Origin of the sequence: Halorubrum coriense DSM 10284, from assembly GCF_000337035.1 — an archaeon.
Classification (GTDB): domain Archaea; phylum Halobacteriota; class Halobacteria; order Halobacteriales; family Haloferacaceae; genus Halorubrum; species Halorubrum coriense.
Genome location: NZ_AOJL01000018.1, coordinates 24,741 through 37,200 on the forward strand (window position 1 = coordinate 24,741; position 12,460 = coordinate 37,200).

Consider the following 12,460-nt stretch of genomic DNA (forward strand, 5'->3'; position numbering starts at 1 on the left):
TACGCTCGGGCGGTCACAGCGACAGGCGGAGCCCGTCGGCCGCGACTCGGACCTCGCCGTCGAAGCCCGCCTCGCGGACGCGCTCCGCCATCTCGCGCTCGCGACCACCGGTGTGCGGGTAGAGGTGCGAGAGTAGGAGCGTCCCGACCTGAGCCCCCGCGAGCGATTCGCCGAGGCTCGTCGGCGTCGGGTGGTTCGACACGTCGACGTCGTCCGGGAACGAGCAGTCGTGGACGAGGAGGTCGGCCCCGTCCGCGAACCGCGCCATCCCCGCGAACGCCTCGGTGTCGCCCGAGAGCGTTACCGGCCCGTCGGCGGGCGGCTCGTCGGCGCTCGGCGGCGAGAAGCGGTAGGCGAACCCGTCCATCGAGTGGCGCGTCTCGCGGGCGGCGACGACGAACCCGCCCGCGGTGAACGGGCGCGCGGTCGACACCTCGCGGACGGCGAGGTCGATCCGCCCGTCGAGGTAGTCGTGAACGTCGAGCAGGCCGTCGACGAGCGACTTCGTGCCCGCGGGCCCGACGACTTCCAAGTGCTCCTCGCCGGCGAGCCAGCGCGCCTTCAGGAGCGGGAGGAGCGCCGCGACGTGGTCGAGGTGGTGATGGGTCAGCAGGACCGTCGAGACGCCCTCGTAGCCGACGTCCGTGCCCGCCAGCCGCTGGAGGACGCCGCTACCGCAGTCGACGAGGAGCGACCGGTCGCCGTCGGCGAGGAGGTAGCCGGCCTGCGCGCGGTCGGGGACCGGCATCGCGCTGCCGGACCCGAGGACGGTGAGTTCCATGTCGACGGGTCGCGGCCGGACCCACCTAATTCGGTCGGAGCGCCGGCGGCGGAGCGCGGCCCGTCGCCGCCGGCCGGCTCACTTGATGAGGAACACCGGGACCGACGCGTCGTCGGCGACGCGGTCGGAGACGCTCCCGAGCGACCGGATCCGCTCGCGCGGCGACTTCCCCTCCGGGCTCATCACGATCACGTCGATGCCGGCCTCGTCGGCGTACGCGACGATCTCGGCGTCCGGCGTCCCGTGGACGACGTGTGTCTCGGCGTCGATCCCCGCCTCGGCGGCCGCGTCGGCGACCGCCCCGACCGCGGCCTCGCCCTGCGTTTCGAGGTCCGCGACGACCTCGTCGTGGAGGTCGCCGGAGTTGGCGGTGGTGACGCGCTGGTCGACGACGTACAGCGCGTGGACCGTCGCGCCGTGGTCGGTCGCGAGTCGCACCGCGTGGTCGAGCGCGCGGTCGACCGCCTCGCTCCCGTCGGTCGGCACCAGGATGTCGTCGTACATGCGTCGCCGTTCGCCCGGCCACGGCTTAACAATGGGGCCTCGGCGTCGGACTCCGGGAGCGCCGCGCGCGGAGAGAATAGCCGGGCCAGGCGCGTCGAGCGCGTCGAGAGCGTCGGGAGCGGGCCCCGGGCGAGAGGGCGGGCTACTCGCCGCGCCAGTGGCCGCCGATCTCCTCGCGCCGCATGCTGTTCGCCTCGCCGTCGCGGAAGACGCTGACGCGGCCGGTCTCCTCGCTCAGGGTAACCGTCGCCACGACCTCCGGGCGGACGGAGGTCTCGATGGCGCTCATGTGTCGCGACCCCATCCACGGCTCGTAGCTCACGTCGTCGACCAGGTCGGCCTCCTCGTCGCGGGTGCCCAGGTCGCGGAAGCGGACCATCTGCGTCTCTATCTCGCCGTCGACCGCGACGACGACGCCGCCGTCCTCCGCGACGCTCACCGACTCGGCCGCGGCCGCGAGCGCGTCCCCGTCGAAGACGGACGGACAGGTGTCCCGCGGCCAGCGGTTGTCTCCCATCGGGTCCGCGTACGCGCCGTAGTCGCTGTCGCCGATGACGGCGAAGTACAGCCCCGGGCCCTTCACGTGCGGTTCCTCCCACCCGCTGAAGGAGACGCTGACGTGTTCGGCGCAGTACGTCAGTCGGTCGACGACCTCGCACACCCCCTCGTGGTCGCCGTACTCGATTGCGAGGCTGCTCATCGTCGTCGCTCCTCCCGGTCCGGTCGTCCGCTGCGATTGCCGCCGTCGATCACGCTCGAAAGGAAGATCCCCCGGTATATAAGGGCAGCCGAGTCGGCCGGCGGCGACTCGGATCGGATCCGCGCCGAAGCCCCCCGGGGCCGCGACCGCTCACGACCGTCGCCACTCGGTGAACAGCCGCGTGTCGAACCGGTCGGCGCGGACGAGGCCGACGCCGAAGGCGGCCGCGACCGCGGCGGGCAGGAGGTTTCCGAACCAGAGGTTGATCCCGCCCCAGAGTATCACGAAGCTCACCATGTCGTCGAGCATGAACTCGCAGTCCCGGAGGCGCTCGCGGATCCCCGCCGCAGAGAAGGCGCGGTCGAGCGTGACGACGGCGACGACCGCCGACAGCACCCACCCGGCGTAGTTCGAGAGGGGGACGCCGTAGAACGCCCCGCCACCGAAGTTCCAGAAGCCGAGCGACACCGCGCCGGGGTCCAACACCACGTCCATCGCGACGACGACGGGGATCACCGTCGCCAGTCGGACCCACACGCCGTCTGCGCGCGGCCCGAGCAGGAGCAGACACAGCAGGTAGGCGTTCATGACGAGCGGGATGAAGAAGACGGGGAGCGCCACCGGCACGCCCCCGAGCATCGGCCCGAGGTCGACGGTGTACGCGAACTCGCCGTACGGCCACCCGGTCGCGACGCCGACGCCCTCGATGAGGTACGTGTACGCCGTCAGGACGCCGATCCAGCCGAGCGCGCGGCGGTCGACCGTCGGCAGCACGCCGACGACGAGCGGCGAGCGCATCACGATCACGCCGAACAGGACGAACCACGGGTGGAACGCGAACGGCTCGGGCACCCACCCCTCGGCGCTGCCGACGAGCGCGAGCGCCCCCACGAGCGGGAAGACGACCGCGATGGTGAAGCGGTTCTCGCGGACGAGCCGGTCGAGCAGCGCCTCCGCCTCGGTCCGCGTGTCGGGCGCGCGCTCGCGGAGCGCGTCGAGCCGCGAGCCGGTCGTCGCGGCGGCGGTCGTCCCCGTCGACCCCGCGCCGTCGCCGTCGCTCACGGCAACGCCTCCCAGAGCGGGTACACCCGCCAGAGGCCGCCCATCGACAGCAGCGTGCCGACGACGGTGTTCAGCGCCGGGAACCACCAGTAGGCGCGGTCGACCGAGACCGACGAGCGCGCGACCCACGCGACGAACAGCGGGTACACGCCGAGAAGCGCCCCGAGGCGGGCGTCGACGAGCCAGAACGCGCCGGCCGCGGCGGTCCACGCCGCGAAGCAGTACGCGTACGTCCGCCCCTCGCCGAGCAGCGTCGCGGTCGTGTCGATCCCCGCGGCGCGGTCCGGCTCGATGTCCGGGATCGCGGAGAACGTGTGCATCCCCATCGTCCAGAGCCACGCGCCGGCGATCGCGGCGACCGGCGGATGCGCCCCCGCGACGGTCGCGTACGCCGCCGCGCCGGGCAGGACGTACAGCCCGTTCGACAGCGAGTCGAGGAACGGCGTCGTCTTGAACCGCGCGGGCGGCGCGCTGTACCCGACCGCCAAGAGGAGGAAGCCGAGCAGGTACGGCCACGCGACGCGGGGCGTGATCGCGAGCGTCGCGAGCCCCAGCGCGCCGGACGCGACGACGGCGGCGACCACGAGCCGGCTCCCCTGCCACCGCGCCTCGCGCCCCTCCTTCTTCGGGTTCAGCTCGTCGATATCGGCGTCGAACACGTCGTTGACGCCGTAGAGGAACACGTTGGCCGGCACGAGGAAGTACCCCGCGAGCGCGAGCGTGACGGGCGTGAACAGCTCGCTCACGTCGCCGATGCCGTAGGTGACCCCGACCGCGACCGGACCGGCGAGGTAGAGCCAGAAGCGCGGCCGCGACAGCACCAGCAGGTACCGGAGCCCCTCGCTCCCGGCGGACCGGTGTCGGTCCCCTTCGGCGGGCGGGCTCTGTCCGTCCTCTGCGGATCGGTTCTGGTCGCTCACGGCGGAGATCACACGTCGTCGTCGCCCATCGCTTCCGCGGTCAGCTGTCCGCTGATGAGACACATCGGGACGCCGATCCCGGGCGTGGTCGTCGACCCCGTGAAGTAGAGCCCGTCGACCGCGTCGGAGGTGTGCGACGGGCGCAGTAGCGACGTCTGCGTGAGCGTGTGCGCCAGCCCCAGCGCGCTGCCCGCGTAGCTGTTGTACCGGTCCGCGAAGTCGTCGACCGAGAACGTCTCCTCGACGACGACCCGGCCGCGGAGGTCGGTGCCGGTGTTCTCCGCGATGTCGTCGATCACGAGGTCGCGGTAGCGGTTGCGGATCTCGGGCGTGTCGGCCAGCCCGGGCGCGATCGGCACCAGCGCGAAGAGGTTGCTGTGGCCCTCCGGCGCGACCGTGTCGTCGGTCTTCGACGGCACGCAGAGATAGTAGGCGGGGTCGTCGGGCCACTCGGGGTCGTCGAAGATCTGTTCGAAGTGCCCTTCCCAGTCGGTCGGGAGGACGAGCGTGTGGTGTTCGAGGTCCGGCACGTCGCCCTCGACGCCGAGGTACAACAGGAACGCGGAGGGCGCGTACGTCCGCGACTCCCAGTACTCCTCGGTGTACTGGCGCTTGCGCTCGGGCAGCAGCTCCTGTTCGGTGTGCGCGTAGTCGGCGTCTGAGACGACGCGGTCGGCGAGGTAGCGCTCGCCGCCCTCGGTGTCGACCGCGAACGCGCCGTACCGGCCCTCGATCCCCGTCACCTCGGCGTCGGTGACGAAGTCGACGCCGAGCTCCTCGGCGAGTTCGACGATGCCGTCGACGACCGCGCCGACCCCGCCCTCGGGGTAGTAGACGCCCATGTTGTAGTCGACGTGGCTCATCAGGTTGTACAGCGCCGGCGTGTTCGTCGGCGACCCGCCGAGGAACACGAGCGTGTACTGCATCAGCTGCTGGAGCTTCGGGTGGTCGAAGTAGTCCTCGACGTGCCCCTGCATCTTGCCCAGCAGCGAGAGCCCCCACGAGTAGCGCATCACGTCCCTGTCCACGTAGTCGCGGAGCCGCGGGCGGTCCTCGTAGACGAAGTGCTCCATCCCGATGTCGTAGGTCCGCTCGGACTCCTCGAGGTACGCGTCGAACGCCTCGCCCGCGCCCGGCTCGTACGACTCGAATATCTCCCTGTTCTTCTCGCGCTCGGGTAGCACGTCGACCTGATCGCCGTCCTTCCAGAACACGCGGTAGTGCGGGTCGAGCCGCTCCAGCTCGTAGAACTCGTCGGGCGACCGCCCGAAGTGGCCGAAGAACCGCTCGAAGACGTCCGGCATCAGGTACCACGACGGCCCCATGTCGAACCGGAAGCCGTCGACTTCGAGCCGGCTGGCGCGGCCGCCGAGCTGCTCGTTCTTCTCCAACAGGGTGACGTCCGCGCCGGCCTCAGCCAGGTAACAGGCCGTCGAGAGCCCGCCGAATCCGCCGCCGATAACGACGACGGACTCGTCGGCAACGCCGTCGATGTCCGGGACCACGTCCATACACGATCCTAGGGACGGCTCCGGTATAAATCCGGTCAGACGCGTCGCGGGAGAGTCCCTGACACGTTCGGTCGGCGGGGGTCGAGACGGCGGCGCGGCGGTCCGCCGCGACGACGTGGAGGCGCGGTCGACCGCCGGCGTCCCGCCGAGTGGATACCACTAAGTCGCCGACGCGCGTAGCAGTCGACACATGGATCTGACGGTCGCGATCACCGGCGCAACGAGCGGGATCGGCCGAGCGGTCGCCGAGGCGTTCGTCGACGAGGGGGCGTTCGTCGCCGTCTCCGGACGCGACGGCGACGGGGTCGATCGGACCGTCGCGGCGCTGAACGGCGCGGACGACGACCCGGACGACGGAGCCGAGGCCGACGGCGACGCGGACACAGCCGACGGCGACGCGGACACAGCCGGCGACGCCGAGCGTGGCACCGCGTGGGGAGACCGCGTCGACGTGCGCGACGAGTTCGACCTCGAACGCTTCTTCGAGCGCGCCGCCCGCGAGGCCGGCCCGATCGACGTCGTGTTCGCGAACGCCGGCGTGTTCCACGGCGCGCCGGGGGAGCGGCCGACGACCGAGATCACGTACGCGGACTACGACGACACGATGCGGACGAACGCGCGCGGCGTGTTCGCCACCGTCACCGAGGCGGTCCCCCACCTCGCCGACGACGCGCGCGTCGTCGTGCCGTCGGGCGCGGTCGCGGCCGAGTCCAAGCCCGGGATGGGCGCGTACGCGGTCTCGAAGGCGGCCGCCGAGGCGGTCGCGCGCGGCTTCGCCGCCGACCTCGACGCGACCGTCGGGGTCGTCGACCCCGGCCTCGTCGCCACGGACCTCACCGGGAAGGAGCGCGCCCGCGACCCCGAGAGCGTCGCGCCGCTGTTCGTCTGGGCCGCCACCGAGGCCCCGGCCGAGGAGCTGAACGGCGGCCGGATCGGGCTGCGGGAGTGGAAGACGGCGACGCGGTAGTCGACGCGGCGACCGCGGTGATACCGCCTCCGCAACACCGAGAATTATCCCGCGGTCGGTCGAACGGGAGGTATGCCACTCGCGGACCCAGACCTCTCTGACTCGACGGCGTTCGTCACCGGAACGACTCGCGGCATCGGCAAGCGGATCGCGCTCGCGCTCGCCGACCAGGGCTGTAACGTCGTCTCGACGGGCAAGACGACCGACGCGGACGACTCCGAGCTGGAGGGGTCGATCGAGCAGACGGCCCGGGAGGTGCGCGAGCGCGGCCCGGAAGCGCTCGCGCTCGAACTCGACCTCCGCGACGAGGACCGCGTCGAGGCGGTCGTCGAGGAGGCGATCGATCACTTCGGCGAGATCGATATCGTGATCAACAACGCGAGCGCCATCCAACTGGCGAACGTCGCCGACCTGCCGGCGGACCGGTTCGACCTCCTGACGGACGTGAACGTCCGCGGGACCCACCTCGTCGCGCACGCCTTCGCCGACCACCTCGCGGACCTCGACGAGGCGTGGCTGTTGACGAACGCCCCGCCGGTCACCACCGACCGCTCGCCGGGGAAGGCGCCGTACGCGTGGTCGAAGCTCGGCATGTCGTTCATCACGCTCTCGCTCGCCGAGGAGCTGGCGAGCGACGACGTCGGCTGTAACACGTTCTGGCCGGTGACGACCATCGACACCCGCGCGACGCGCTACTTCGGGCTCGGGACCGAAGACGACTGGCGGACCCCCGAGGTCGTCTCCGACGCGGTCCTCGAGATCCTCGCGCGCGATCCGGCGGAGTGTACGGGGAACAGCTTCTACGACGAGGACCTGCTCCACGAGGCGGGCGTCACCGACTTCTCGGCGTACAACGTCACCGAGGGCGACCCGGCCCCGATGTCCGCGCGGCTGTTCGCGCCCGAGTACGAGCGCGAGGACTGACGGCGTCGCGGACCGGCCCCGGGCGTCGGCACCCGCTCTGCCTCCGAGAGCGGCCGCGTCGGCTCACTCCGCGACCGCCGCCCGCAGCGCCTCGGTCGCCGCCGTCGGGTCCGACGCGGCCGTGATCGCCGACAGCGCCGCCACGCCCGTCGCGCCGGCCTCGACCACGGGCGCGGCGTTGCTCGCGTCGATGCCGCCGATCCCGACCACCGGAAGGTCGACCGCGTCCGCGACCGCGGCGATCCGCTCGGTCCCGATCCCGTCCCGGTCGCCGGAGACGTCCTTCGAGTCGGTGCCGTAGACGGCCCCGACGCCGAGGTAGTCGGCCCCCGCGGCCTCGGCCTCGCGCGCCTGGTCGACCGTCGAGGCCGAGACGCCGACGACGGCCGACTCGCCGAGCCGGTCGCGGGCGACCGCAACCGGGAGGTCCGACTGCCCGAGGTGGACCCCGTCCGCGTCTATCGCGGCCGCGAGGTCGATCCGGTCGTTCACGAGCAGCGGGACCGCCGCCGCCGCGGTCAGCTCGCGGACTCGGAGTCCCGTCTCGTATCGCTCGCGATCGCTGACGCCCTTGTCGCGGAGCTGGACGACGTCGACGCCGCCGTCGAGCGCGGCCGCGACGACCTCGGCGGTCGACCGGCCCGCGGACCGCTCCGCCGCCGTGACGAGGTACGTTCGCCACTCGGTGATATTCATGCGTGATGTGTCGCGGTGATTCGGTGAAAACGGTTGCGCTCCGAGCGCGGGCGGACTCCGGAGACGAGGTCGGACGGACAGACACAAGCCGACCCGTCCCGTACCGCGTTTCAATGCTATCCCGGCTTCGGAAGCTTCTCGCTCACGTCGCCGCGGCGGTCGCGGACGCGCTCGACCGGGCCGGCGTCATCGACCGATCGCGGCTCGACGAGACGATGGGGCTCGCGTGGCCCCGGATCGTGACCGGGTTCGCGATCATGTCGAAGAACACCGTCGACCTCGCGGTGATCGGCTACGCGGTCGGGGTGTCGGCGGTCGCCGGGCTCGGGTTCGCGTTCGCGTACTGGCAGCTGGCGAAGTTCGTCTCCATCGGGCTCGCCGGCGGCACCGTCTCGCTGGTCTCGCAGAACTACGGCGGCGACGAGCGCGGCCGGGCGGGGCTCGTCGTCAAGCAGTCGCTGATCGTGGCCGCGCTGCTCGTCGCGCCCATCGTCGCGGGGTACGTCCTCGGCGCGGAGCGGCTGATCGCGCTCGTGGGCGGCGAAGGGGCGGCGCTGTCCGCCGGGACCACCTACCTCGTCGTCACCGCGCCGGCGCTCGCCTTCGAGTTCTTCAACATGATCGCCAGCCGGACGTACGCCGGCGTCGGCGACACCCGTACGCCGATGGTCGCGCGCGCCGGCGGCGCGATACTGAACGTCGTCCTCACGACGTGGCTCGTCCTCGGCGCCGGCTTGGGCGTGTTCGGCGCGGGGCTCGGCACCGCCGTCTCCATCGCCGCCGTCGGGCTCGTCCTCGCGTGGGGGATGTCCGGGCGGTCGTACTTCGGCCGCGGCGCGTCCCCGGTCCCGGTCGGGCGCTCGGGCCCGTGGCTCGACGCCGGGCTGACCCGACAGCTCCTCCGGGTGTCCGCGCCCCTCATCGCGCGGCGCGTCGCCGAGGGGGTCGTCGTCTTCCCGCTGCTGTGGATCGCGTCGTCGTTCGGCGAGGCGGTCGTCGCCGCCTTGGAGGTCGGCCGCCGGGTCAGGGCGCTGCTCGGCAGTTTCAGCTGGGGGTTCTCCATCGCCGCGAGCACGTTCGTCGGGCAGCGGCTCGGCGCGGGCGAGGAGTCGATCGCGACCGCGTACGGCCGCGACGTGATCGCGCTGTCGGCGGTCGTCTACGTGCTCGCGTCGACCGCGGTGATCGCCGCCGCCACGCCGATCGCCGGCGTCTTCGTCGACGACCCGGCCGCGGTGAGCGCGACCGCGGCGTTCGTCGTCGCCGCCGCGGTGAGCGCGGTGCCGCTCGGCGTCGACGGTTCGATCACGGGGTCGCTCCGCGGCGCGGGCGACACGCGCTGGCCCTTCCTCGCGTCGATGGTGGGGCTGTACGTCTTCGCGCTCCCCGTCGCGCTGGTCGGGCTCGTCACGCCGCTCGGCGTCGGCGGCCTCTACGCGGCGCTGGTGGCGGAGAAGCTCGTGCCGGCGGGGCTGAACGGCTACCGGTTCCGCTCGAACCGGTGGCAGGCGGTCAGCCGGCAGTACCGGCCCGACGCGGGCGAGGCCGAGGAAGAGGTCGGATAGGACCGCGGGCGGACCGGCGGCCTACTCGTCGGCGACGTCCTCGATCACTTCGACGCTCCCGGTGAGCTGCCGGTGGACGTACGGCATGTCGATGCCCGCGTCGTCGAACGCCTCCTTCACCGCGGTGACGTACTCGGAGCGCACGCGGACGAAGTCGGCCCGGTCGGGGTCGGCGATCCACCAGCGCGACTGGAGCCCGACGGCGGAGTCGCCGAGCTCGACGACTCGGACCGAGACGCCCGGGTCGTCGAGGATCTCGGCGTGGGCCTCGGCCTTCTCGACGATGATGTCGGTCGCCCGCTCGATGTCGTCGTCGTAGCCGATCCCGAAGACGAACTTCTGGCGGAGCGTGTCGTACGCGACCGGGTTCGTCACCGCGTTGTTCGCGAGGTCCCCGTTCGGGACCGTGATCAGCTCGTTGTCGAACGTGCGGACGCGGGAGACCCGGAGATCGATCTCCTCGACGCGGCCGGACTCCCCGCCCCACTGGATCCAGTCGCCGACCTCGAACGGCTTGTCCTTCAGGATGAACACGCCGGCGACGAAGTTGCCGAGGAGGTCCTGCGCCGCGAAGCCGACGGCGAGCGCGATCGCGCCGCCGAACACCGCGAACGCCGAGAGGAAGCCGCCGTAGCCGGCGACGGCGAAGCCGATGGCGATCGCCGCCACCCAGACCACGGCGTTGAGCACGTTCGTCCCGAGGCTCACCACCGCCTCGTCGAATCCGCGCGATCTGACGATCCGCCGAAGCCCCGGAATGACGACGTACTTGCCGAGCAGCAACACGGCCAGAAACCCGGCGACGAACCCGACGACCGAGGTCGCGATCGCCGCGACGTCGACCGCGTTCGTGACCGCGTCGACCTGTAAGGGATACATCACCCGCCCTTTCACGCGACTATATAAAGAAGGTACTGGCAGCGCGGTTGTTTACTCCCGGTGTGATGGCCCCGTCGACGCGCGTCGCCGTCGCGGTGCGATGGCCCCGTCGGCGTGATCCGCCGTCGCGGTGAGCGGGACGCGCGGGTCAGTCGCTCCGGACGGCGAGCGGGCCGTCGCCGCGGGCGACCGCGCGCAGCCGTCGCCCGTGGACGTCCCCGGCCGCGATGCGCTCGCGGACGGCGGGCGGGATCCACGCCTCGCGGCCGTCCGGTTCGGGCGTCGGCTCGACCCCGGCCGGGCGGATCTCGTCGGGGAGGTAGCGGCCGTACGTCGGGAGGCGCTCGCGGAGCGGGACGCCGCCGGCGTCGGCCACCGCTTCGAGTTCGCGGAGGTCGGGCCACTCGTACGCCGGGTTGATGTAGTCGTCCGTCACCGGCGAGACCCCGCCGAGGTCGTCGATCCCGCAGTCGACGAGGTCGGCCGCGGGCGAGAGGTTCGGCGGCACCTGAACGGACACCGCCGGCGGGAGCGCGGCGCGGGCCATCGCCACGACCCGGCGCATCGTCGCGAGGTCCGGCTTCGGGAAGTCCGAGCGCTCGTTGGGGACGACGTTCTGGACGATCACCTCTTGGACGTGGCCGTACCGCTCGTGGAGGGCCCGGATCGCGAGCAGGCTCTCGGCGCGGTCGCGCCAGCCCTCGCCGATCCCGACCAAGATCCCGGTCGTGAACGGGACGCCCTGCCGGCCCGCCGCGCGGATCGTGTTGAGCCGCTGGCCGGGGGTCTTCCGTCGCCCGCCGGCGTGCGCGTCGACGTCGGCGGTCGTCTCCAGCATGACGCCCATCGACGCGTTCACCTCGCGGAGGTCGGCGAACTGCGACTCGGTCAGGTCGCCGGGGTTCGAGTGCGGGAGCAACCCCTCCTCCAAGGCGATCTCGCAGGCGCGGTAGAGGTAGTCGTGGATCGAGTCGAACCCCCACTCGGCGAGCGTCTCGTGAATCTCCGTGTACCGGTCGTCGGGCTCGTCGCCGAAGGTGAACAGCGCCTCCGTACAGCCCGCGTCGGCGCCGACGCGACACTGCTCGCGCACCTCCTCGGGCGACAGGAGCGACGCCTCCCCGGGAACGTCGTAGTAGGTACAGTACGTACACGTGTACCGACACGCCGTGGTGAGGGGGACGAAGACGTTCCGCGCGAAGGTGAGCCGGTCGGCGACGTCGACGTCGCCCGGGCGGACGGAGAGCAGCCGCTCGACCGCCTGTTCGTCGATCGCGACGTCGACCCCGTACTCGTCGGCCCCGGCGAACACGCTCGTCTCTCTCGGTCGGCGTTCAAAAAGGATCCCGGTAGCGGATCCATAATCGATACCGGATCCGGTTACGTCAGCGGCCGCCCGAGTGCGACGGCGATTACGGCGCGCTCACTCCCGGGCGACCGTCACGCGGCCCTCGGAGGCGTCGAGCGCGAAGCCGGCCTCGCGGAGCCACGTCGCCGACCGTCCCTCGCCGTGGATCAGGACCTCCGCGAGGTCCGCGGGCTCGTCGACGTCGGTGCCGAGCCGCTGCGAGTCGACCGTCTCGAACGTCGCACCGATCCGGGCCGCTATCTCGCGGTGGTCGAGGTAGGACGCGCCGTGGTAGTCCACGCGGAAGTCGGGGTGGGAGGCGACGAACGCGTTCGTCCCGCCGCCGCGACCCGGGACGACGGCGACGTCGGCGTCGCGGCCGGCCGCGAAGAGCCGGTCGACGGCGACCGGAGTCGCGAGCGCGAGGTCCGCCATCACGACGGCGACCCGCTCGGGGGCTTCGTCGGGCCCCCGCTCGCCGTCGCTCCCGAGCCGCGCGTCCAGCGCCGCGTTGACGGCGTCGGTCAGCGGGCGCTCGTCGACGGTGACCGGCCGGTCGACGTCCACCGGGTCGGTGGCGAGGACCCGCGGCTCCCCCCCCCC

Annotated in this window: 13 protein-coding genes; 3 read left to right on the plus strand and 10 right to left on the minus strand. The window is 72.2% G+C overall.

All coding sequences use genetic code 11. The features are described 5' to 3' along the window. Positions 1 to 13 precede the first annotated feature (13 nt). From C464_RS03630 to C464_RS03655, 6 genes are all read right to left on the minus strand, one after another. A complete protein-coding gene (locus tag C464_RS03630) occupies positions 14 to 781 on the minus strand; it encodes an MBL fold metallo-hydrolase (RefSeq protein ID WP_006112193.1) in 768 nt (255 codons plus the stop codon). A 78-nt stretch (positions 782 to 859) separates the two neighbouring features. Then, the gene (locus tag C464_RS03635; RefSeq protein WP_006112194.1) at positions 860 to 1,285 is read right to left on the minus strand and encodes a universal stress protein; all 426 of its coding nucleotides are present in this window, start codon (positions 1,283 to 1,285) and stop codon (positions 860 to 862) included. 142 nt (positions 1,286 to 1,427) lie between these two features. Beyond that, complete coding sequence (locus tag C464_RS03640) at positions 1,428 to 1,985, minus strand: diadenylate cyclase (RefSeq protein ID WP_006112195.1); 558 nt, start codon at positions 1,983 to 1,985, stop codon at positions 1,428 to 1,430. A 150-nt stretch (positions 1,986 to 2,135) separates the two neighbouring features. Continuing rightward, complete coding sequence (cruF, locus tag C464_RS03645) at positions 2,136 to 3,047, minus strand: bisanhydrobacterioruberin hydratase (protein ID WP_006112196.1); 912 nt, start codon at positions 3,045 to 3,047, stop codon at positions 2,136 to 2,138. Beyond that, on the minus strand, positions 3,044 to 3,979 hold the full coding sequence (locus C464_RS03650; protein WP_006112197.1) for a prenyltransferase: 936 nt from the start codon (positions 3,977 to 3,979) through the stop codon (positions 3,044 to 3,046). The genes cruF and C464_RS03650 overlap by 4 nt, the downstream gene beginning before the upstream one ends. Further along, on the minus strand, positions 3,976 to 5,478 hold the full coding sequence (locus C464_RS03655) for a phytoene desaturase family protein (protein ID WP_006112198.1): 1,503 nt from the start codon (positions 5,476 to 5,478) through the stop codon (positions 3,976 to 3,978). The genes C464_RS03650 and C464_RS03655 overlap by 4 nt, the downstream gene beginning before the upstream one ends. Positions 5,479 to 5,668: 190 nt before the next feature. Between C464_RS03655 and C464_RS03660 the strand changes: the two genes are divergently transcribed. Together C464_RS03660 and C464_RS03665 are read left to right on the plus strand one after the other, a co-directional pair. Next, positions 5,669 to 6,445, plus strand: a complete 777-nt coding sequence (locus C464_RS03660) for an SDR family oxidoreductase (RefSeq protein WP_006112199.1) — start codon at positions 5,669 to 5,671, stop codon at positions 6,443 to 6,445. 72 nt (positions 6,446 to 6,517) lie between these two features. Next, positions 6,518 to 7,369, plus strand: a complete 852-nt coding sequence (locus C464_RS03665) for an SDR family oxidoreductase (RefSeq protein ID WP_006112200.1) — start codon at positions 6,518 to 6,520, stop codon at positions 7,367 to 7,369. Positions 7,370 to 7,432: 63 nt separating this feature from the next. On the opposite strand, the gene thiE is transcribed toward C464_RS03665, so the two are convergent. After that, positions 7,433 to 8,065: a thiamine phosphate synthase gene (gene thiE / locus C464_RS03670; protein ID WP_006112201.1), complete on the minus strand. Its 633-nt coding sequence runs from the start codon at positions 8,063 to 8,065 to the stop codon at positions 7,433 to 7,435. 113 nt (positions 8,066 to 8,178) lie between these two features. Between thiE and C464_RS03675 the strand changes: the two genes are divergently transcribed. Beyond that, positions 8,179 to 9,630 (plus strand): MATE family efflux transporter, encoded by a 1,452-nt coding sequence (locus tag C464_RS03675; RefSeq protein WP_006112202.1) that lies wholly within the window; start codon positions 8,179 to 8,181, stop codon positions 9,628 to 9,630. A gap of 21 nt (positions 9,631 to 9,651) precedes the next feature. Here the strand turns inward: C464_RS03675 and C464_RS03680 are convergent, their stop codons facing one another. The 3 genes from C464_RS03680 to cofC form a co-directional block, all read right to left on the minus strand. Beyond that, complete coding sequence (locus C464_RS03680; protein WP_006112203.1) at positions 9,652 to 10,509, minus strand: mechanosensitive ion channel family protein; 858 nt, start codon at positions 10,507 to 10,509, stop codon at positions 9,652 to 9,654. A gap of 148 nt (positions 10,510 to 10,657) precedes the next feature. Next, positions 10,658 to 11,821: a 7,8-didemethyl-8-hydroxy-5-deazariboflavin synthase subunit CofG gene (cofG, locus tag C464_RS03685; RefSeq protein ID WP_006112204.1), complete on the minus strand. Its 1,164-nt coding sequence runs from the start codon at positions 11,819 to 11,821 to the stop codon at positions 10,658 to 10,660. A 111-nt stretch (positions 11,822 to 11,932) separates the two neighbouring features. Next, on the minus strand, positions 11,933 to 12,460 hold a 528-nt coding region (cofC, locus tag C464_RS03690; RefSeq protein WP_006112205.1), incomplete at its 5' end, for a 2-phospho-L-lactate guanylyltransferase.